This window comes from Candidatus Desulfosporosinus nitrosoreducens, from assembly GCF_030954495.1.
GTDB classification, from domain to species: domain Bacteria; phylum Bacillota; class Desulfitobacteriia; order Desulfitobacteriales; family Desulfitobacteriaceae; genus Desulfosporosinus; species Desulfosporosinus nitrosoreducens.
Genome location: NZ_JAVHUW010000041.1, coordinates 17,285 through 38,154 on the forward strand (window position 1 = coordinate 17,285; position 20,870 = coordinate 38,154).

Genomic DNA, 20,870 nt, shown 5'->3' on the forward strand with positions numbered 1-20,870 from the left:
ATTTTGTTTGGTTCGAGGTGATTATTCCGGCGAACTAAACTAGACTGACCAAAGACAGTTTGTCGTCCGGCTGCCTCTTGCTGACTAAGACTTGGGTGCAAGCCAGCCCAATTGCCGGAATTTCTCGCCCAGTTTAAAATCCGTCGTACTGAAAATTACCTGCCTCTCCAGAGAGAGTTTTGTCAAAAACTCCATGACCTTATCCCAGAATCCTTCGCTTTCCTTAATTTCGCCGATTGAAAACAATAAAGGCAGATCAGGGCAGCTGCCAAGAGTCAATTCGGCCATAGCCATACGATAAGCGAAATAATCACTGCTTATGGGGTCCTGATCATCGCGATATTGCCGTTCTTGATCCGGTAAGGAGAAAATCCCCTTAACAAGCCGGTTCATCTCATAGTTAAGCAAATTTCCGTATTTCCCCTGCCATTCTTGCCAAGAGGCTTCCAACAAGCCCTGGGTGCTGCTTATAGCTTGGCGCAAGCTCTCGTAGGTCTGCCACTCCCGCTTAACGGACTCGATCTTTTCCTCCAAAACAGACAATGAAGGATAATTTTGGTGGGTTGGCAGGCGCTTTTCTGCCTCTCCACGCAACTTGCGAATTTCCGCCTGTTCCTTTTGCCAGGCAGTCAGTATTTTCAAGCGTTCATTTTCTGGAACACGCGCTTCATGTTCCAGCTCCGCTAAAGGCTCCAGTTTACCGGCAAGTGCTTTCATGTCTCGTGGTCCCAACAGATCCTCAAACTTCCCTGAAAGCTCAGCAATTTTCTTCTCCGCCTCTTCCTTTATTCTCAGCTGTGCGGCAACTTTAAACACCGCGGCCAAAACTTCGTCTCTGCTTGCGGCGGTTGTTTCCCAAGCGCTTAATTTCTCCCGCAATCGTTCTGTGACGCTAAGTAAATTATTTTCTTTTTGGGCAGATTCCCCGAATAAAAACTGCAGTTCTTCCTTCCTGGAAGAAAGCTGCCGTTTTTTTATTTGGTAATCTTTCCAACCGCTCAGCCAGGCCGGGAAATCGTTGACCCTGGCGGTAAGAAAGGCCTGATCCAGAAGTTTAGTGCGGGAATACACAATGTTCTGCAGACTAGTTTCTCTGGCAAGTTTTTTTCGCAGCTCCTCAATTCGAGCGTCAATTTTCTCCACACGCACCTGTAAATCAAGAAAGCTCTGCTGTCTGCTTATAAGTTCCTCAAAACCGGAGACTTGATAACGTTCATAATAACGAGCAAGACGGGAGGCCAGCTTTTCTCCAAAACTCGTTCTTTGGAAATGGGCTCGCAATACTCGATCAAAGGAACTGGCAAGTTTTGAGCCTTGCCACTTTTCTAATTGCCTTTCCCATTGCCTGATTCTGGCTTTATCTGCCTCTGTCAGGTCAGCAAGATCCTTAAATTCCTGGAGCCGTGCTGTTTCCTGAGCAGATTGAACTAGAAAACTTTCTAATTCGGCTTTGGTATCTGCAAGATTTCCCAGCTCTTTTTCTGCCGCATCCTTTTCCTCTACCGCTCTGCGCAAACGCTGAACATCCTTCGGGAAAAATTCCCGGTATCCGCAGGTTTCTAATGAACCTTGAAGCTGAACAATTTCCTCCGATCTCATTTGGATAATCTTTACCAAACGATCGGCTTCCTCCTGAAGGTTTGCCCATTCAAGGCATTCTTCCCGCAGAACCTCAAGCAAAGACCAATCTATTTCAGGATTACTCGTAAGAATCGTCAGAGTTGATTCGGCCTTTTGCAGCTGTTCTTCCAACTGGATTATTTCTGTTTCAAGTTGACGCAGTTGCCGATAATCGGGGTTTTGGCTCAACAAGGCCAAACGTTCTTGCAGAAGGATGGCGGATTCTATTTTTTCAGATAAAACCGCTTCTTGTTCCAGCAGTTTTTTGATTTCTATTTGGAGCAAGCGTTCTTCATCCTGCCGGCGGCGTGCTGCTTCCCAATCACGCCTCAAAGCGGCATACTCAGCTTGCAGAAGAGTTATTCTGCCCATTTGTTCGCTGACTTTCTTTTCCGCTCCGGCCAGAGAGGCTTGGACGTCGGCGAGGGAGACTTCTTCATCGCCCCCTTGCCGCAGGTTCTCGATTCTCCGGCGCAGCTGTCCCTTGGTGCTATTCTTCGGCCAATCCACAACCACTCCTTGACTAAATGACTGCAGATTGACTCCGAAGATATATTCACCCCAGGATATACTTTCCGGCGGGGATATAGTCTGTCCTGTTATCAGCTCAGTTACCAGCGTGGAAGCTTGTCCGCATTCCTTGCCCTGGGGAATAACGCTTTTTTGTATGTAAAATCGGGTATTTTCCCCGGCCACCCAAGCCTCCAAGAGACCTGGCCTGCCTTCCGCCCTTAATAGGTGGGGCCTTTTCTGATAAAATAGTTCCAGCAACAACCGGCCTAAAATTCTTTGCTGCTCATTCTTTTCGTGCCAAAGGAAAGCCGGACCGGCGGGAAATATCCAGTCAACATCCTCCAGCTCTTTTATCCGACTGATCTTTATTCGTTCAATTTTCATTGTCTATCCGCCCCTGACTCAGTGCAGTTAACCCGATTTTTCCTACTAACTCCCAGTGATCCTGATCTTCTTCACTTAGCGCGGAGCTTTGGCGCTCTTGAAGCTTTTGGAGAAATACTTGGGGCAGAGTTAAGTAACTGTTTCCCTCGCCAGGCGTTGTTTCCCCGGGTGTCCTGAAATTGAGCTTAATTTGAGGAGGTGCCTCTTCCTGATTATGTATCAGCTCGATAAAACGAAATTTATCCGCCAGTTTCTTTTGCCAGAGCTTAGCCACTTCTTCTGCCGGCCAAGCTTCACCGGTCAGCTTGATTCTGAAGAGATCCCGCTCCCGTTCCGCGGGGGGCGTTTCCGCTACCAGCTTGGAAACAAAGGATTCGGGGTTGGCTGGAATCGGCAAGGTCTTCTCGATATAGCGGCGCTGTCCCAGTTCCCGGAATTCCAATTGCGGGGAACCGGGACCGATTTCTCCGACAATTACTCCATGAGGACCGCTCTCCCTGAAATTTCGCGCTTCCAGAACACCGCTATCCGCCCAAACAGTTCTTCCCGCTTCCTGAATTCCGGTCCACTTTTCCCGGTGTCCCAAAGCCAAATAGGTTAAACCGCTTGAGGCAATGTTCTCTGTCTGGAGAGGGATAAATCCCTCGCTGTTTTGAGCCGAGGCCACCTCGGCATGCAAAAGCATAAGGGGAATCATTCCGTCTTCCGCCACCTGAAAACCTTCCAGAAAAGGCTTCTCTTGCCGGTAAGCCGTCCAGCCCGCTCCATATACGGTTGCGTTTTGATCCGGAACCTTTACAGGGCTGAGCCCGGCGGAGAAGATATGAACATTGCTCGGCCAGAGAGCGAGACGGTAAGCGGATATGGAAACAAAAGGATCTTTTTCTCCCGGAACGATGAAAACTTTAGTGTTTTTCAATCTTCCCAAGGATTGAGCAACCCGCTCGACAGTGGTTTTCCGCACATACTCCTGTTCAAATAAGTCTCCGGTCAGGAAAAGAAAATCGGCCTTTTCCGCTTGACAAAGCAAGAGAACCGTTTCAAAAGTCTGCCATAAATCATGATTACGCTGGACCGCCCATTCCGCCGGACCTTCCCAAAAGGGACTGTCAAAACGGCAGCCGGCACACTGTAAAAAACGTACGCTCGGAGTCATAACTTCACCTTCGTCTTCAACCTTACCCCTAGGATAGCTATAGCTTAATTAATCTTAGGTTAGATTATATAGTTTTTTACATAACGTTTAAATAGGCTCATTTTACTAGATTTAGTGGGCCTCTAACTACCGTTGCTTATTGATTCTTCAATATAAATCCACGTATAATTATAGAGTTAATATTTGGATAACATTTCATTGTCTAAATCCGTTAGAGCATTAACATACTGGAGGTAAACCATGGATAAGGACCTAACCACCTCTCCCCTCCCCCCCTTTGCCCGTAATTTTATTGATCACCTGGCGGTTACTAATAAATCAAAGTCAACTCAAACTGCCTATACCCTTGAGCTGCGCCTGTTCTTTGCTTATTTATGCAGTTCCCTGCCGGATTTTCCTGCGTCCCCTCAGGCCATTGACTTGTCCTTACTAGAAAAGATCAGCCATCGCCACATTGAGGCCTACTTAAGCTGGGTCAGTGTCCGGCGAAATAACGGAGCCCGCGCTCTGGCCCGCAAACAGGCGGCCATAAAATCCTTATTTCACTACTTACTTCGCGAAGACTTAATCCAAAAGGATGTCACCATTAAATTGGACCCCATCAATATCAACCAAAAGCTTCCTAAAGCTTTGGAACCGGAACAGATCGCCGATTTGACAGATGTTATGGAAACAGGGATCGGCTTAAGTCAGGGACAGTTAAAATACTATGCCTACACCGAAAAACGCGATTACGCTGTCATTCTCACCTTAATCGGTACGGGCCTGCGTTTATCGGAACTTTGCCATCTCAATCTAAGCAGCACAAACTTTAATAAGGGTTGTTTTGAAGTGACGCGCAAAGGTAATAAAGAAACCCTCATTTACTTTAACCGGGAAATTGCCGCCGCCCTTATGGATTATATCCTGCAGGAACGTCCTCGTTACGCGGCCGGAGAGTTGGACGCCCTTTTTCTTTCAATTCAAGGGAAGCGGATCAGCAAAAGAGCGGTACAAAATCTTATCTTAAAATACATGACGATCCTTAAGAGTTTTGGCCATAATACGGACGGCTTCAGCGCTCATAAAATGCGTTCCACCTTTGCGACTTTACTTTTACGGGAAACTGATAATTTAGCCCTTGTTCAGGATGCTTTGGGCCATTCGGACCCCCGAACGACAAGAATTTATGCCAAAGTTCTTGACGAACAGTTGAAACGGGCCGCAGAATTAATTAAGTTCAAATAGGGCAAACGTTCACCCTGAAACCAAAAAAGCATTTGCCACAGGGATAAAGCAGGCTTGGCTTATGCATAATAGTTTGGATATTATGAGGAGGAAGATAACATGACGGATAAAGAAGGATATCAGTATGCTACCTTTGCCGGAGGGTGTTTTTGGTGTATGGTTAAACCTTTTGCGGAGCTGCCCGGTGTGATTGAAGTAGTGTCCGGCTATACGGGCGGAGATCTTGAAAATCCAAGCTATGAGGATGTTTGCTCTCAGGATACCGGCCATTTTGAGGCCGTGCAGGTTACCTTTGATCCGGGAGTAGTTACCTACAAAAAGCTTTTAGAGATTTATTGGCAGCAGATTGATCCGACAAATCCCGACGGCCAATTTGCGGACCGCGGATCATCTTATCAAACGGCAATTTTTTATCACACGCAGGAGCAGCTTAGAGAAGCGCAGCAATCCAAACAAGCCCTTGAGAAAAGCGGCCGCTTCGCCAAGGAAATAGTGACCCAAATCCTTCCGGCTAAAGAGTTCTACCGGGCCGAAGACTATCACCAAAACTACCATCGAAAAAATCCTTTAAGATATGACGCCTACCGCCGGGGTTCCGGCCGGGAGGATTTTAGAAAACTGTATTGGAATGAAACGCTGAATAAAGAACTTCTGAGATCCAAGCTGACGCAAATGCAATACGAGGTGACGCAAAATAAAGGAACCGAGCCGCCTTTTAACAATGAATACTGGGATAATAATTCGGAAGGGATTTATGTCGATATTATTTCCGGTGAACCACTTTTCAGCTCCTTAGACAAATTCGACTCCGGCTGCGGCTGGCCAAGCTTCAATAAACCCCTTAGCCCCGAGGCCCTCCGCGAGAAAGCGGATTTCAGTCATTCCCTGCAGCGCACCGAAGTAATAAGTACTCAGGGAGGCGCTCATCTTGGTCATGTTTTCACGGACGGCCCTCTGCCGACAGGATTGCGCTATTGCATAAATTCGGCCGCATTGCGCTTTATCCCTAAGGAGCAATTGGAAAAAGAAGGTTATGGCGAATTTCTCAGCTTATTTAGTTGAGTAACTATGAAACCCTCAAAGCTTTAATAAGCGTGGCAAATCCACTGTTTATTTGAGCTTTTTTTATTTATAATGAACTTACGAACTTGCCCAGTCACTAACTTACTTAAAGGAGCAATTATGTCACAAACAGCAGTCCTCGAACTTAGTAATGTGAAAAAAACCATTAAAGGAAAAGAGATTGTCAAAGGAGTTAATCTAACCTTACGCCCTTCTCAAATCTTTGGCTTTCTGGGTCCTAATGGCGCCGGGAAAACGACAACGATCCGCATGATTGTCGGGTTAATTAAACCGACGTCGGGGTCGGTAACAATCTGTGGTTATTCTTTAGCTCAAAATTTTGTCCAAGCCATATCCAATGTCGGGTGTATTATTGAAAGTCCCGATATGTACAAATTCTTGACCGGCAGGGAAAATTTGCTGCAATTTGCCGCTATGAACAAACTAATAACTCAGCAAAGGATTAAGGATGTCGTCGCTATGGTGGGCCTTCATAATCGAATTAACGACAAAGTAAGCACCTATTCCCTGGGTATGCGTCAGCGTCTGGGAATAGCTCAAGCCATCCTGGCCAGACCAAAACTGTTAATTCTTGATGAGCCCACGAATGGCCTTGATCCCGCCGGTATTACCGAGTTCCGCAATTTAATTCGCCAACTGGCCTATGAAGAAGGTATGACGGTTTTTGTCTCCAGCCATTTGTTATTGGAAGTTCAGCAGATGTGCGATACCGTCTCGATCATCAAGCAAGGTAGTGTGATTAAAACCGCTAATGTTCAGGAGATTTTACAAGGTGACCAGATAGAATGGCAATTGAGTGACCCTGCCAAGGCCAAAGCCCTTCTCCAAAAACATTGGGATATTGAAGCCGTTCAATTGAAAAAAAATACGCTCAGTGCGAGCATCAATCGGCACTCTCTGGCTGAAATTAACGAATGTTTTATTAGAGAAGGCCTAGCCCTAACTTATTGCACTGCCAAACAGACCTCCTTGGAAGATTTATTTCTTGATCTGACAGAAGGTGATCAAATTGTTTAGTTTGATTGAAAACGAAGTTATTAAAATGATATCTAAAAAACGGCTGCTCTTTGTTTTTATTATTCTCATTGCCTTAATCACCGTTTTCGCTTACGGCCAAAAACAGACTCAAACGAGAACCCAGGCCCAGCTTTCTCAGCGCATGGGCCTGACTGCTGCCGGTGATTGGCGCAAAATGGCGGATCAACAGCTGATTGATATGAAAAACAGAATGGCCAGTCCCTATATGGATGAGAAAAGTAAGTCTTCCCTTCGTGTCAGAATCGAGCAGCTCCAATACAATCTGGACAATAATATCAACCCCTTGGATCTCTCCGCGGCAAAATTCACAACCAAATTCATGGAGCAGTCCATTTTCCTGTTCCTGCCTTTGTTAATCATAATGCTGGCTGCCGATATGGTATCCGGAGAATCCTCAAGCGGGACGATCAAGCTCCTTCTTGTCAGAAACGTCCCGCGCTGGAAAATTCTTCTCAGTAAATATTTGACCCTGATTCTTTTTGAGGTTGTCATTGTTGTTTTTGCTTTTGTGATTTCCGCCCTTATTTCGGGCTGCTTCTTTGGCTTTGGAGGCTGGTCGGCTCCCGTAGCAACCGGATTTAAGGTCCTGGCGGGGCAATTGGATACTTCCACGGTTCTCAACGTTCCTCAGTGGCAATACGCTCTGATGGTTTATGCCCTGGCCTTTTTCGTGGCAATCGTGGTCGGAAGTATCTCCTTTATGATTTCTGTGCTCGTCAAAAGCACGGCTGCCTCAATTGGGATTATCATGTCAACCCTCATAGCCGGTAATTTCATCAGTTATTTTCTCTCGGATTGGAAAATCACACGTTATTTGTTCATGGTAAATCTCAGACTTACCGATTATTTGTCAGGCTCTTTCCAGCCGATTGAAGGCATGACGATGCTCTTCTCTGTTATTGTTCTTTTGTGTTGGGCAATTGCTGCACTGATTGTAAGCTTTGTTTATTTTACCAAACAAGATATCTTGGCTTAAGGAGAAAGCGATGTTTAAAAAAAGTATGTGGCATTCGATCCTTGGTATTGCCTTTCCGGGTTTCATTGTTTTAGCGATCGGTTTCTATCAAGCGCTCGGCGTTACCACCTTATCTAACGTTCAGCCCTCCGCTAAGTCCGTAATGGCGGCAACTGCAGGGGATACAACTGTTTCGCCTTCTCACCCTTCCAACTCTTTGCAAGTGCTCATCCTGGGAGACTCCATTGCCAAAGGCACGGGGGATGAAAAAAGCAAAGGCTTTGCGGGCTATCTGAAAGACGATCTCAAAAGCACAACTGCGAAAGAGCTTGAGATGGATGATGCCGGAATTGACGGTCTGGAAAGCAAAGGTCTTCTGGAACAGCTTCAAGATAGTAAGCTGGAAAAACTAATTACTAATTCCGACATTATTCTTGTTTCCATTGGGGGAAATGATCTAAAAAGCATTCTTACTTTAAATAGCCTTGCTCAAGAGGATGCCTTTAACACACGGTTGGACAGTTATTTAAGCAATCTAAAACAAGTTCTTGGGATTATTGGCAAAACTAATCCTAAGGCCGAGGTGGTATTTCTGGGACTCTATAACCCCTATGCCAAAGTGACTGACAGCGAAGATGCCGGATTTTTATCAACCTGGAACTATAAAACGCAGCAGATGATTGAAGGCTATGGGAAGGGAATTTTTATTCCGACCTCCGATCTCATGCAATATAATTTAGACCGCTATATTGCTAAAGATGGTCTGCATCCTAATTCTGCCGGCTATCAAGCCCTCTCCAACCGAATTAGTGACTCGATTGAAACGATTGTGGCGAAATTATAAACGTTACAATCCCTCTAATTTTTGAGAGGTGTTACCTTGATAGGACCACTAAAGTTCGGCAGTAAACTTGGCCCGGATCCTTTTCCCGTAACGGCGTCTTTGACACAATCTCGTGTATAATCATCTGATTCAGTAATTGACGATTGGCCGGCGCCAATGGCTTTATACTCATCCCTAAGCATTGCTTCGAATTGGGCAGGTGTCATATTTTTGATATTGTTATAGACTGTCTCCTTGTTCCCGTCCGGAATGTGTATAGTTGACCCCAGTTCTGCGTTAATTTTATCAATAGCTGCCTGATAAGGCGCAAGCCGTTCATCAATTGTTGCCGCTTTTTTGATAGTATCCGGCGTACATGCTACAAGTAGCAAAGAAATGAACAAAATCATCCATACCAATTTCCTCATAAATACACCTCCTTTTTTCTGATATTCCAGTAATATCTAGACCTAGTTTTAATATACCACATTCTCCTGCTTATTCCATATCCCATAATTGATCCGCTGACTAATCCGCTTTAAGACTCCCGCTTTAGCAAGCGGTGAGTTAAGAGCGGCTAAATCCCTGCTCCCCAACCCTGGTCCGTATCTCCCAATCCTTTGGTCATTATATAGTCTTTAGGTATTTTATTGCCAATTAAGACAGCTTTATTAAATAACAAAGGATCACGCTCCCCTCCAAACATCAGCAAAGAGGTGAATTCTCAATCCTTTAGGAATATATTCGTCTCTAAGAATAATTAGATGTGGCGCACGAGAAAAGGGTCCTACTAAAAATAATTTAGATAGGACCCAAAAATCAGGAGGATGTTATTTACAGTAACCAATTCTAGAGAAATGATACATTTTCCAGGTTCGCTAAACATCTTAAAAGTATAAGTCAGCAAATTTTCTCCTGAAAAAGCTAAATAAACGCCAAATTAAAGAAAACTCGACTTAGGCCGAGTTTGCGAAAGCAGAAACTGTTAGCTGCCCTTATGCAGTCAGAAAGCATAACTTCGTCAATACTTTCTGACTTCATCCCTGCTGACAAGGTCTTGCAGGAATTGGTTGAGAATTCTGCCGCTATCACTTATTTTATATAGTGAAACCCTGTTTCACAATCGTAACAAAGGTCATATGCCTCGATTTCACGTACTTGTCGCGGATGCAAATCGTTCCTATGGTCCGAGTAGATTCCTCGGGTTCCTTTTTTCCATTCGCTGTAGTTGGGGGCTGAAACTTTCGCTTCTGTCCATTCAGAGTTCCCTTTTCTTTCATTTCTCCCATGAGTCATATTAATCACCTCCTCAAAATATAACCCTGTTCAATTTGAAGCAAAAATTAGTGCTCAAAACCTGTTTCAAATAATAAAACTAGGTTTCATTATTGTTACCATGCTTGTATCTTATCACATTGCCTCTATTGCATCAAGTAGTTTTCTAGGGTAACTGAAGTTTTAACATCTTAATTTTAAAGCTATAAATCAAAAAAGTCAATATATTTAGTAAAATCAGAAGATAGCCTTTTCAAGGAAATGTTTGACAACATTGCTTTAAAAAAAGTAACCAGACCTCAGCGTTCTGGTTATTAATACCCCAAATATTTACGTAATTCTTTTAAACTGGAATAGTATCCTAAAAAAGTTTTTCTGAGCCAATAGCTAAAGGTTTTTGGGGGCAAAGGTGTCGGCTTTGGCTTGCGGCCCAAAAAAAGACCAAAGCCAAAAAAGCTTCGATTATACTTCATGAAGTTTGCATTGCGTTGCAGCCTGTTGACTAGACCGGGCTGGTATCTGATTTTTTGCGGCAGATCTTTGATCAATAACCAATCCTTTTTTAGCTCTCCTAAAAGCAGATTGCCATTGTTTCTCATAGGCTGGGGATTTTTTGCTGTAACGTCTTCAAATCCTGCTTCTGTTAGAGTTTTTAGCCATTCTTCAAAAGGTAGTGGATTAGTCCCCGAACCAAAGCAGGTTTCCATTTGGGTTTTTAGATGAGGAGGCAGCTCCTTAAGCAAGGCCATTTCTAGATCGGCAACCCTGCCTTCAGGTTTAAGAACCCGGCAGAACTCACGGTATACTTTTACCTTATCTAAAAAAACTGTGATCGATTCCGCCATGACTAAGTCAAAGAGATTATCCTCAAAAGGCAGCCTATAGACATCTGCCACCTCAAACTTAACAAGATGAGAAACGCCTTCCCTTTCAGCTCTCTTTCTGGCTTTTTCCACCATTAGGGGGCTGATGTCAATTCCAATGATTTTGCAGCCGATGGTTTTAGCAATATGACAAGCTGTAAGGCCGCTGCCACAGCCGGCATCAAGCACATATTCCCCAGGCTTTATTTCCATAGCTTCTAAATTTTGCTTGGTCGCGGGAAAGCCTCCCGGATGGGAGCTTCCCACCCCTAACCAGGCGATTAATTCGAAATAATTCATATCTTCAACGCGTTTAGTATTCTCCAAAGACTCACCCCCTTCTCTTCTATAAGATATATGGTATTATATTCCAAGAATAAATCCCCTGATAGTTGTTCACTTCCAATATAAAGCAAACTTAACTAGCGGCACACTTGCACAGGCAGCCGCCTCACACATGGTTTTGCGGACAATACACCGGCCAGCCTGTTTGCTCTGGGGCCAATCTGGTTCGCCGTGATGCTGCCCGTTTTCGACCTGGGCTGCCTCGCCTGGCGGACGGTTGTGCAGAGCAGACCAAAGCGCCCGGTACCGGAGAAGCACAGGATGCTTAGGTTCCCCAGAGTTGCTCTCTTCACGCTTGCGCTGGCGGCAGCAACAGCCTGAATCCCACTTACCTGAACACTTGTGATTTGTGAATTTCGGACAAATCCAGGACATGTATTATGTATTCAACAAAAAAGGAGTTGTACTCAAGCTGGCCTTCCAGTTTCGTACAACCCCATTATAATAACTAAAGCAGAGAGCTATGAAATTATTAGTTAATTTTCTTAGTTAATATTAATAATTGCTTTGAATCCAAAAGAATCCCGTAGTGCCGTCTAACATTAACAGCATCTTTATACTGAATGATAGATTTTAGTAAATTCAGCAACGGCTTTTTCAATATCCGCTTCATGTCCCATTTCTTTAAGAGTTTCGCCAACAAGTTCAAGAGCTTTAACAAACATCTTTTCCGTGGCGTTCCCCATATGACCGATACGGAAGGCCTTTCCGGACAACGATGCCAAAGCTCCGGCTATGACCATGCCTTTTTGAGCTAAGCGGGCACGGAATTCGGCATCAATCACGCCTTCCGGGTAGAGGATACAGCTTAAAGTCGGAGCGGCGGTTTCCTCGGGAGCTAAAGGTTTCATCCCATAGACGGATAAGCCTGCTCTCACAGCCCGCCCTAAAGCGGCATGACGTTGATAGCGTTTGCCCAATCCTTCAGACATGACGATTTCCATACCTTTATTGAAAGCGTAAATCATGTTCACGGGAGGCGTTGCGTAATATTTTCCGGGATCGTTCATAATCGGGAGCCAGTTTTTAATATCCGAGTAATAGCCGGTAACGGCCGGCATGGCCTCGCGTGCCGCTAAAGCCCTGGGTCCGAAGGCTACAATGGCCAACCCGGGGGGAACGCCAATCGCTTTTTGCGAGCCTGTTAAGACTACATCCATGGTGTAAGCCGGATCGCCATAGGCCTTCTGCATGTCTTCCTCAACGGCCGCAGCGGCACATACACCGTCAAGAATAAACAGTGCTCCCGATTTTTTGACGACAGGCACTAATTGATCAAGATTAGCCATAACTCCCGTTGAAGTATCAACATGAGTTACAGTGACAGCTTTGAAGCCGCCTTCTGCTAATTTTTCCTCAACTAACTCTTTACGGACATGCTGGCCCCATTCAGCCTGAATAGTCTCGACTTGGATGCCGAAAGACTTAGCCAGGGGAACGAAGCGGTCACCAAAATAACCGTGGCTGATCACCAATAGCTTTTCGCCGGGAGCAATAGTGTTGATGATGGCAATTTCCATGGCAAGAGTTCCGGAACCGGCAATGACGAATACTTCCCCGTCAGTGTTAAACAACTTTTTAGTCATCTCTAAGCTGTTTTTAAAAATTTTAACGAAACGCGGATCGGTATGAGCATAAGTTTCATGGGTTAAAGCATCATAAATTTCATCGACAACGGGCGTAGGCCCAGGGATAAGCAACATTTCTTTATTAGGCACGATATGACCCCTTTCTGTAATGTCCAACCTTTATTTTAGTATTTCCTACTATCCCCAATATATAAATACTAATTTCTATAATTTCTACTTAAATTGTGTATTTCCTGCAACAATTTAAGTTTTTCTCTGTATACAGGGTATGGGGGTAAAATAAAGCCCCGGCGGGCGGTTGTACCGCCCGTGGGGGCTTATGATCTTACATGGTCCGTCTGCTATTCATGACACAGTCAGAGTTCTATTTCGGGGTGTTCTCCGTTTCTGCGCCTTCGCCCTCTTCTTCCGTCACTAAGGCATTCTCAATAAGGTGACTGAGATGATACATTTTCATGCCAAGCTTATAGAATTTATTCATGTCATTAAACTGGTCGATACAGTTGTGACAAGGAATACAGCCTATTTTGGCGCCGGTGGCTAGCAATTGCTCTACTTTTGGTTTAGCCTTTTCCATACGCTGCTGTTTGGTAGCCGCAACAGCCAAAGCTCCGCCGCCGGCTCCGCAACAGATGTTATACTTGCCATCGGGGTTCATCTCGCGGTAATCCATGACAACATTCTTAATGACATAACGCTGCGGTTCATAGACCCCTTCTTTACGCACCGTATTACAGGGATCGTGCATCGTAACAGGGAGAGGATTTTTAGTTTTATCCAGTTTTAGTCGGCCTTCTTTGATCCAATCGGCGTAAAGCTCGACGATATGGCGAACAGGGAAATCCTTACCTTTCCAGAAGGAACGTTTGAACATTCGGCAGGAGCGGAAGGCGTGACCGCATTCTGTGACGATGAGCTCTTTGGCATTCAGACGCTCTACCTCTTCGAAAAGCGGCCGGGAAATTTCCTGAAACTGATCATTTTTCCCGGTGAAGAGACAGATATTGGTTGCATCCCAGCGCTTGCTGCTAAGGGTATAGTTGGCCTTAGCGGCAGCGAAAACATGCAGGATGGTTTGCAGCTCATTGGGATAATGTTTAACCTCTCTGGCATTGAAACCAAACATAAAATCGGCATTCGGCACATCGATGGGGATTTTATAGTTAGGATCTTTCAGTTCGTTCTGGAGTTCCTCTTCCAGCCACTCCAAAGTTTCATCATAATCGATTTGTTCTACCGCCATTTGGTTACCCGTTCTGATATGATCATCGGCAATAATTTGCAAATGTCCGGGAGGAACAGGTGTTTTGCCGCGGAAAGCTCTGGTAATGGCCGCAATATTTACACCCATAGGGCATTCCACAGTACAGCGTTCACACATATTGCAATTCCAGACGAAGGGATCGTTTTCCACTTCTTCCCTCAGTCCAAGCGCTACTTTGCGGATAAATTTACGCGGGTCATTATCCTCGACTAAATCACTATACTTACAGCCGGCAGTACACATACCACAGGTAAGACAATTGGAAAAATCATAGCCATTCAGCATGCCGGCCACTTCATCACGTAAAGTTGGATCAAAACTTTTAACTCTTAAGGGTTCTGCCATTTATATCACCTCCGATATTTGAATTAATATTCACTGGGCAGTTCTTTTAGTTGAGCCATAGAAAAGACCGGACCATCTTTGCAGACATATTCGGTTCCGATATTGCAGCGTCCACAGATTCCCAAACCGCATTTCATGCGCATTTCCAGGGAGGTATAGATTCTCTCCGGCGGGAAGTTCAGCTTTTCTAAAACCGGCAAGGTGAATTTAATCATGGCCGGCGGTCCGCAAACAACAGCATAGGTGTTGACGGAAGAAGGAGCGACTTGCTCGGTAATCGAAGGGATGAAACCGACATGCTTGGTCCATCCTTCGGCGGGACGGTCAATCGTCGTCACGAGATTAATATTGGGGTTCTTTTCCCATTCCGCTAATTCTTCTTTATAGAGCAGGAGGCCTGGGTTTCTTGCTCCGTAAATAACCGTAATATCGCCGTAATCGCCGCGGTGTTTTTCATCCAGCATATAAACTGCCAGGGAACGAAGCGTCGTAAAGGCAAAACCTCCGCCGATAATGACGAGATTCTTCCCTTTGAATTCTTCGACCGGGTAGTAGTTACCCATGGGTCCTCTGACTCCCACCATGGTACCTTCTTCCATCAGGTGGAGGGCATTAGACACACAGCCTACTTTAGCAACGGAGAATTTCAGAACACCGGGCTCAGTGGGAGAGGTGGCAATCCCAAAAGGAGCCTCACCATAGCCAAAAGCGCTGAGTTCAGCAAACTGGCCGGGCATATATTTAAAGTTTTCTTCATCCTGCTTATTGAGATATTCCAAGGTAAAGGTGTTAATATTTCTGTCTTCCGTCTCAACGAGATTTTTAGCGAGCCTCATGGTTATTGGAAGATAAGGATTCTGTTGCATTATTCCACCACCAATTCTGCTTTGTTCACGCCATCAATGACCTGGCGCATATCCATATTTACAGGGCAACTGCGAATGCAGCGGCCACAGCCAACACAGGCCATATCACCGTTGTTATGCACAAAATAGTTGAATTTGTGCATCATCCGTTGACGCCAGCGTTCTTTTTGGGTGTTTCTCGGATTGTGACCGGAACCGTGCAGAGTAAAGAGCGGGGCCATGCAAGCATCCCAGGTTCTCACCCGGCTTCCCGCATTTTGGCGCACTTCCTCAGAGATATCAAAACAGTGGCAGGTTGGACAGGAGAAAGAACAGGTATTGCATCCCAGACATTTTTCTTGCAGTGAATCCCAATAAGCATTGTTAAACATTTTATCGAGTTTGCCGGTAATGGTGGAAACGTCCACTTGGCCTGCTGTTTGTGCACTTTTAACAGCGTCCACAAGGGCCTGTTCCTGAGCTGTCAAATCGGAAAGCTGCAAATCAGTGAATAAAGCTTTTCCTTTTTCTGTGATGACTTCGACCGCATAGGCATCTCCTAAATCAATCAGGAAAATATCGGCGCCTTCGCTGCCGGCAGGAGATAATCCCAAGGAGGAACAAAAACAGGTAGGGGCAATTTTGTTGCAGGCAACCCCGATAATCACGGTATTATCCCGGCGCTCATAATAATAGGGGTCCTGGTATTGATCATTTGTAAAGACTTTGTCAAGCAAGAGCAAACCTTTGGCATCACAAGGCCTCATCCCGAAAATAATGGTCTTCCCTACCTTGAGTTCATTTTTCACAGTGACATCTTTGCCGTTTTTGACATACGAGAGAAGTTTTTCGTGCTGGGGAAAGAAGATCGCTTTGGGAGGAAGCTTAGAATTTAGATAATCCTGCTTAATATCTGCAAAGCTTTTAACTGCTTTAAAATTTACTCCGCCTGTTTCACTCACAGGAGCAATCAGTTGATAATCTGAGGATAAAGCATCTAAGGACTGGCCGAATTTTTCTTTACTTATCTTCATTTCTTCACCTCACTCCTTTACCAAAAACGCTTCTGGGTCATCCCCGCTGTATACATTAAGTGCCGGTTTAACGTCTTCGCTAATTCCGGATTCGTGGTGGTACATTTCCAATACGTCCCGGCTCATTTTGCGGTTTAGAGCGCGAATATCGACGCCCTGCGGGCAAGCTCTGCTGCAAGCCCCGCAATCAACGCAGCGTCCTGCCAGGTGGAGAACACGGCCTGCCTGGAAGAAAAGATTCTCAGCCCGGTCCACACCGCCTGTCAGCCAGCGAGGGCTGTTGCAGTCTACGAAGCATTCCTGACAATAACATAGCGGACAAGCGTTGCGGCAAGAATAGCAACGAATACATTTATCCATCTGCTCACCGAAATAAGCAGCCCGTTCGCTGTCGGCTTTAGCTTCCATCTCCAGAACATCGGCAAACAGGAGGGATTGTTCCGAATCCACAGTTCCTCCTAAATGAACATCTTCGATGACGGGATTAGGATAGCGGCAGGTTTGGCAGGTGGCATCTTTTACTTCAGCAAAGGTAAACATCCCGTCTCCGGACATACCTTTCACCGTAACGCGGCCATCCGCGATAGTTGCTTCAATGATTTCGCCCAATTCATTTTCGATTTTTCTCTTGTCAACAACCCCTTGACAGGAAACACCAATAATGTAAAGATCCTCTCTCTTCAATTGGTTCTCTTGCAAGAGTACGACTAAAGCCCGGCTGTCGCAGCCTTTAGCGACAATAGCCTTCTTACCGGGAATTTTATAGGAAAAGGCTGCTAAATTATTTTCACAGGTTTCATCCCAAATGAGTTTTTCGGTATCCTGGGCTGTGCGTACAAAACAAGGAGTTGCTTTCAGAGGCAGAGAACCTCTTTCATAGCCAATGACAACGTCAACTTTTCCGTCGGCCAGTAATTGGCGGGCCGTTTCTCGGATATCTTCAACAATACTACTCATCCGTTCCACCCCCGTCCTTTACTTTAAATACACTGTTGTTGGGTCCCAGGGCAGCAACACGCTCCGTAACCCCTTTGACCACTTCCGAAAAGCGAACGCCCTCGGCAGCGGATACCCAAGAGAAATTAACCCGGTCTTCTTCTAAGCCCACATGTTTCAACAGGGACTTAATCAGGGCAAATTTGCGCCGGGCGACAAAGTTCCCGCTGATATAATGGCAATCACCAGGGTGGCAGCCGGAAACTAAAACTCCGTCCGCTCCATTGGCCATAGCTTTTAAAAGATAGAGAGGGTTGATTCTTCCGGAACATGGGACACGGATGGTTCTGATGGTCGCCGGGTATTGAAAACGGCTGACTCCTGCCAGATCTGCCCCGGCATAACTGCACCAGTTGCACAAAAAGGCGGCAATTTTAGGCTGGTATGCTTTATTATCCGTATCAGATACGTTTACTTGACATTCTTCCATAAACATCTACCTTTCCTTAACCTTATTAAAGCAGTTCAATTTTAGAAGAAGTTTAACATTTCTACGATTTGTTCATTAGTACATCCTCTAAGATTGATGGCACCGCAGCGGCAACTGGAAGCACATGCTCCGCAGCCTTTACACAGTGCATCATTCACCACGGCTACGCGGTTCTCCAGGTCCACGCTGACAGCCTTGGCTGAACATACGGCTTCGCAGGTTCCACAGGCAGTACATTTGCGTTTGTTAACAAAGGCATTTAAGCCGGCGGATTCAACTTGTTCCTTCGACAGGGCCACACCCGCCCGACCGGCGGCAGCCTTGGCTTGGGCGATGACTTCTTCCATATTTTTCGGACTATGGGCGATACCGGCCATATAGACACCATCGGTGCTGAAATCGACAGGTCTCAGTTTCATATGAGCTTCCAGGAAGAAGCCTTCGTTGTTCAGAGGCACTTTAAACCATTTGGACAGTTTCTTGCCGTCTTCCGGAGCTTTAATGGCAGCTGCCAGGCAAATGATGTCGGCTTCAATTTCGATGGGACGATTTAAGACATGATCATTGACCGTCACAACAAGAGTTTCTCCCTCTTTGCTAACAACAGGTTTGGCATTTTCACTGTAGCGGACAAAGAGAATTCCGCTCCTGCGGGCCAGTTCATAATCTTCTTCAAAATAGCTGTAGGTTCTCATATCACGATAGAGCACAAAGACATTGGCGGAAGGATTCTTGGCTTTAACTTTTAAGGCCAGCTTCACAGATTTGGTGCAGCAAGTGCGGCTGCAATAGGGGTTTTCCTCGCAACGTGAACCTACGCACTGGATAAATACATAGTTCTGAGCTTTGTTGACAAGGTCATCATGACGAACTAAGGCTTCGTCCAATTGAATTTGGGTCATAACGCGGGAGTCCTGCCCGTAAAGATACTCGTGCGGTTGATATTCCAGACCGCCGATAGCAATGATGGCAACTCCATGGCGGATCTGTTCTCCGTCCTTTAAAGTTGTTGTGAAGCTACCTAAGAAGCCTCCGACATCTTGAATTTCCTTGCCTAAATGCAAGGTGATCTGCGGATGCTGGCCGACACGTTCGATAAGTCCGCCGATAAAGGCTTTGATGTCTTCCCCCCGGAATCCCGTAGAGAAACGTTTGCCAAAGCCACCCAGTTCCTGACTTTTTTCAACGAGATGAACTTCATATCCTTGATCCGCCAAGGACAAAGCACTGGTCATCCCGGCTACTCCGCCGCCGATCACTAAAGCAGCATGATTCATGTCCATATATATCGGCTGTACAGACTGCTGCATCGAAGCGCGGACAATAGCCAGACGGGTAAGGTCTTTGGCTTTTTCCGTAGCTTTTTCCGGCTCGTGCATGTGTACCCAGGAGCATTGGTCGCGAATGTTGGCCATGTCAAATAAGTGGGCGTTTAAGCCGGCTTCTTTTAAGGTCTCCTGGAATAAGGGCTCGTGAGTGCGGGGGCTGCAGGAAGAAACGACAACTCTGTTTAATTTGTGCTCTTCGATCATAGCTTTCATCGATGCTTGAGCATCCTGGGAACAGGCATAAATCTTCTCCGTTGCGTAAACAACGGTAGGCAGGGTTTTAGCGTATTCTACAACGGAGGGCACATTGACAACGCTACCGATGTTGACCCCGCAATGACAGATGAAAACTCCGGTACGAATAACATCTCCGGCGACTTCTTTCTCCGGGGGATACTCTTTTTCGCTGACCAGACTGCCCCGTTCCTGGGATAACAAAGCAGAGGCGGCACCGGCGGCTGCGCTGGCTTGCATAACGGTTTCCGGAATATCGCGCGGTCCGCTGAAAGCGCCGGCGGCGAAAATTCCTTCACGGGAAGTATTGACACCGCTGAGAGGTTCAAGTTCAGCAAAACCAAATTTATTAACTTTCAGATCTAAAGTTTGAGCCAAGACTTTGGAACTTTCCCCTGGCTCTAAACCGACGGAAAGAACAACGAGATCGAATTGCTCTGTGGAGATTTGACCGTCTTCGTTGGAATAGCGAATGACCGCATCGCCTGAGCCGTCTTTGGCCTCGGTAACCTCATAAATACGCGAGCGGACAAAGCGAACTCCTTGATTGTTCTTGGCATTGTCGTAATATTTTTCGAAGTCTTTGCCGGGAGTCCTCATATCCATATAAAAGATTGTGGTATCTACCGGTATATGACTATGCTCTTTGGCGATGACCGCTTCTTTGATGGCGTACATGCAGCAGACACCGGAGCAATAATTCTTTTTAATTTTGGAGTTTCTGGAGCCTACGCATTGAATCCAGGCGATCCTTTGCGGTTCTTTTTGGTCAAAGGGGCGGACTAAATGACCGTCAAAAGGTCCGGAAGCGCTCAAGAGACGCTCAAACTCCAGACTGGTGACGACGCTTTTGATTTTGCCGTAGCCATAATAATCTAAAGAACCGGCATCAAAGATTTTAAAACCGGGGTTCAGAATGACGGAACCAACTTCAATCTCGATTTCCTTAGCTTCCATCTCGTGGTCGATGGCGCCGGCCTGACAAGCTTTCAGACACTTTTTGCAAATGTCCTTGCCCTTAGCTTTACCGGTGGTTTGAAATAAGCATTTTTTTGCGTCAATGGCATAAGCGTTGGGAAATGCCTGGGAATATTGTTTATAGATAGCCTTGCGTTTTCCGATGCCTTGATTGAATTCATCGTCCACTTTCACAGGACATACTTCCGCGCAGGACCCGCAGCCTGTGCATTTGTCAACATCGACGTAGCGTGGTTGTTGCTTAATGGTAACTTTAAAGTTCCCTGCTTCCCCTTCGGTTTTAACAACCTGGGAATTCGTGTAAATGCGAACATTAAGATGCCGTCCGCATTCAACCAACTTAGGAGACAAAATACACATGGAGCAGTCATTCGTAGGGAAGGTCTTATCTAACATTGGCATGGTTCCGCCAATGGCTGACGATTCTTCCACCAAATGAACCATGTACCCCGACTCCGCCAAATCAAGTGCAGATTGGATGCCGGCAATTCCAGCGCCTACGATCATAACGGCACCGATTTTATTTTGACTCATTATAACACCTC

17 protein-coding genes are annotated in these 20,870 nt (G+C 45.8%); 5 read left to right on the forward strand and 12 right to left on the reverse strand.

The window, feature by feature from the left end; translation table 11 throughout:
* Positions 1-84: 84 nt before the first annotated feature.
* Both REC12_RS07335 and REC12_RS07340 read right to left on the reverse strand, forming a co-directional pair.
* A complete protein-coding gene (locus REC12_RS07335; protein ID WP_308893242.1) occupies positions 85-2,517 on the reverse strand; it encodes a coiled-coil domain-containing protein in 2,433 nt (810 codons plus the stop codon).
* On the reverse strand, positions 2,507-3,673 hold the full coding sequence (locus REC12_RS07340; protein WP_308893243.1) for a metallophosphoesterase family protein: 1,167 nt from the start codon (positions 3,671-3,673) through the stop codon (positions 2,507-2,509). Before REC12_RS07340 ends, REC12_RS07335 begins: the two co-directional genes overlap by 11 nt.
* Before the next feature lie 240 nt (positions 3,674-3,913).
* Here REC12_RS07340 and REC12_RS07345 point away from each other — a divergent pair, with 240 nt between their 5' ends.
* From REC12_RS07345 to REC12_RS07365, 5 genes are all read left to right on the forward strand, one after another.
* Positions 3,914-4,900 (forward strand): tyrosine-type recombinase/integrase, encoded by a 987-nt coding sequence (locus REC12_RS07345; protein ID WP_308893244.1) that lies wholly within the window; start codon positions 3,914-3,916, stop codon positions 4,898-4,900.
* 99 nt (positions 4,901-4,999) lie between these two features.
* Positions 5,000-5,962, forward strand: coding sequence for a peptide-methionine (S)-S-oxide reductase MsrA (gene msrA / locus REC12_RS07350; protein WP_308893246.1), 963 nt, complete (start codon positions 5,000-5,002; stop codon positions 5,960-5,962).
* 120 nt (positions 5,963-6,082) lie between these two features.
* Positions 6,083-7,000, forward strand: coding sequence for an ABC transporter ATP-binding protein (locus REC12_RS07355; protein WP_308893248.1), 918 nt, complete (start codon positions 6,083-6,085; stop codon positions 6,998-7,000).
* A complete protein-coding gene (locus REC12_RS07360) occupies positions 6,984-7,997 on the forward strand; it encodes a DUF2705 family protein (protein ID WP_308893249.1) in 1,014 nt (337 codons plus the stop codon). The genes REC12_RS07355 and REC12_RS07360 overlap by 17 nt, the downstream gene beginning before the upstream one ends.
* A gap of 10 nt (positions 7,998-8,007) precedes the next feature.
* A complete protein-coding gene (locus REC12_RS07365) occupies positions 8,008-8,820 on the forward strand; it encodes a GDSL-type esterase/lipase family protein (RefSeq protein ID WP_308893251.1) in 813 nt (270 codons plus the stop codon).
* Between the two features lie 14 nt (positions 8,821-8,834).
* Here the strand turns inward: REC12_RS07365 and REC12_RS07370 are convergent, their stop codons facing one another.
* The 10 genes from REC12_RS07370 to REC12_RS07415 form a co-directional block, all read right to left on the reverse strand.
* Positions 8,835-9,227: a hypothetical protein gene (locus tag REC12_RS07370; RefSeq protein ID WP_308893252.1), complete on the reverse strand. Its 393-nt coding sequence runs from the start codon at positions 9,225-9,227 to the stop codon at positions 8,835-8,837.
* Between the two features lie 664 nt (positions 9,228-9,891).
* Positions 9,892-10,095, reverse strand: coding sequence for a hypothetical protein (locus tag REC12_RS07375; protein ID WP_308893253.1), 204 nt, complete (start codon positions 10,093-10,095; stop codon positions 9,892-9,894).
* Positions 10,096-10,388: 293 nt separating this feature from the next.
* Positions 10,389-11,237, reverse strand: a complete 849-nt coding sequence (locus tag REC12_RS07380) for a class I SAM-dependent methyltransferase (RefSeq protein WP_308893326.1) — start codon at positions 11,235-11,237, stop codon at positions 10,389-10,391.
* Positions 11,238-11,836: 599 nt separating this feature from the next.
* Complete coding sequence (locus REC12_RS07385) at positions 11,837-13,000, reverse strand: pyridoxal-phosphate-dependent aminotransferase family protein (protein WP_308893254.1); 1,164 nt, start codon at positions 12,998-13,000, stop codon at positions 11,837-11,839.
* Between the two features lie 235 nt (positions 13,001-13,235).
* A complete protein-coding gene (locus REC12_RS07390) occupies positions 13,236-14,480 on the reverse strand; it encodes a (Fe-S)-binding protein (protein ID WP_308893255.1) in 1,245 nt (414 codons plus the stop codon).
* Between the two features lie 23 nt (positions 14,481-14,503).
* On the reverse strand, positions 14,504-15,346 hold the full coding sequence (locus REC12_RS07395) for an FAD/NAD(P)-binding protein (protein WP_308893256.1): 843 nt from the start codon (positions 15,344-15,346) through the stop codon (positions 14,504-14,506).
* Positions 15,346-16,359 (reverse strand): 4Fe-4S dicluster domain-containing protein, encoded by a 1,014-nt coding sequence (locus REC12_RS07400; RefSeq protein ID WP_308893257.1) that lies wholly within the window; start codon positions 16,357-16,359, stop codon positions 15,346-15,348. The genes REC12_RS07395 and REC12_RS07400 overlap by 1 nt, the downstream gene beginning before the upstream one ends.
* Positions 16,360-16,368: 9 nt before the next feature.
* Positions 16,369-17,316, reverse strand: coding sequence for a 4Fe-4S ferredoxin (locus REC12_RS07405; RefSeq protein WP_308893258.1), 948 nt, complete (start codon positions 17,314-17,316; stop codon positions 16,369-16,371).
* Positions 17,309-17,791, reverse strand: a complete 483-nt coding sequence (locus REC12_RS07410; RefSeq protein ID WP_374214184.1) for a hydrogenase iron-sulfur subunit — start codon at positions 17,789-17,791, stop codon at positions 17,309-17,311. Before REC12_RS07410 ends, REC12_RS07405 begins: the two co-directional genes overlap by 8 nt.
* 35 nt (positions 17,792-17,826) lie before the next feature.
* Complete coding sequence (locus REC12_RS07415; RefSeq protein WP_308893260.1) at positions 17,827-20,859, reverse strand: FAD-dependent oxidoreductase; 3,033 nt, start codon at positions 20,857-20,859, stop codon at positions 17,827-17,829.
* Between the last annotated feature and the right edge of the window lie 11 nt (positions 20,860-20,870).

Bases quoted from the DNA above. Each gene is read 5' to 3' on its own strand.
- REC12_RS07405 (WP_308893258.1), bottom strand. From the start codon at position 17,316: ATGAGTAGTATTGTTGAAGATATCCGAGAAACGGCCCGCCAATTACTG.
- REC12_RS07365 (WP_308893251.1), top strand. From the start codon at position 8,008: ATGTTTAAAAAAAGTATGTGGCATTCGATCCTTGGTATTGCCTTTCCG.
- REC12_RS07395 (WP_308893256.1), bottom strand. From the start codon at position 15,346: ATGCAACAGAATCCTTATCTTCCAATAACCATGAGGCTCGCTAAAAAT.
- REC12_RS07410 (WP_374214184.1), bottom strand. From the start codon at position 17,791: ATGTTTATGGAAGAATGTCAAGTAAACGTATCTGATACGGATAATAAA.
- REC12_RS07380 (WP_308893326.1), bottom strand. From the start codon at position 11,237: ATGAATTATTTCGAATTAATCGCCTGGTTAGGGGTGGGAAGCTCCCAT.
- REC12_RS07400 (WP_308893257.1), bottom strand. From the start codon at position 16,359: ATGAAGATAAGTAAAGAAAAATTCGGCCAGTCCTTAGATGCTTTATCC.
- REC12_RS07370 (WP_308893252.1), bottom strand. From the start codon at position 9,227: ATGAGGAAATTGGTATGGATGATTTTGTTCATTTCTTTGCTACTTGTA.
- REC12_RS07340 (WP_308893243.1), bottom strand. From the start codon at position 3,673: ATGACTCCGAGCGTACGTTTTTTACAGTGTGCCGGCTGCCGTTTTGAC.
- msrA (WP_308893246.1), top strand. From the start codon at position 5,000: ATGACGGATAAAGAAGGATATCAGTATGCTACCTTTGCCGGAGGGTGT.
- REC12_RS07390 (WP_308893255.1), bottom strand. From the start codon at position 14,480: ATGGCAGAACCCTTAAGAGTTAAAAGTTTTGATCCAACTTTACGTGAT.
- REC12_RS07355 (WP_308893248.1), top strand. From the start codon at position 6,083: ATGTCACAAACAGCAGTCCTCGAACTTAGTAATGTGAAAAAAACCATT.
- REC12_RS07345 (WP_308893244.1), top strand. From the start codon at position 3,914: ATGGATAAGGACCTAACCACCTCTCCCCTCCCCCCCTTTGCCCGTAAT.
- REC12_RS07375 (WP_308893253.1), bottom strand. From the start codon at position 10,095: ATGACTCATGGGAGAAATGAAAGAAAAGGGAACTCTGAATGGACAGAA.
- REC12_RS07415 (WP_308893260.1), bottom strand. From the start codon at position 20,859: ATGAGTCAAAATAAAATCGGTGCCGTTATGATCGTAGGCGCTGGAATT.
- REC12_RS07335 (WP_308893242.1), bottom strand. From the start codon at position 2,517: ATGAAAATTGAACGAATAAAGATCAGTCGGATAAAAGAGCTGGAGGAT.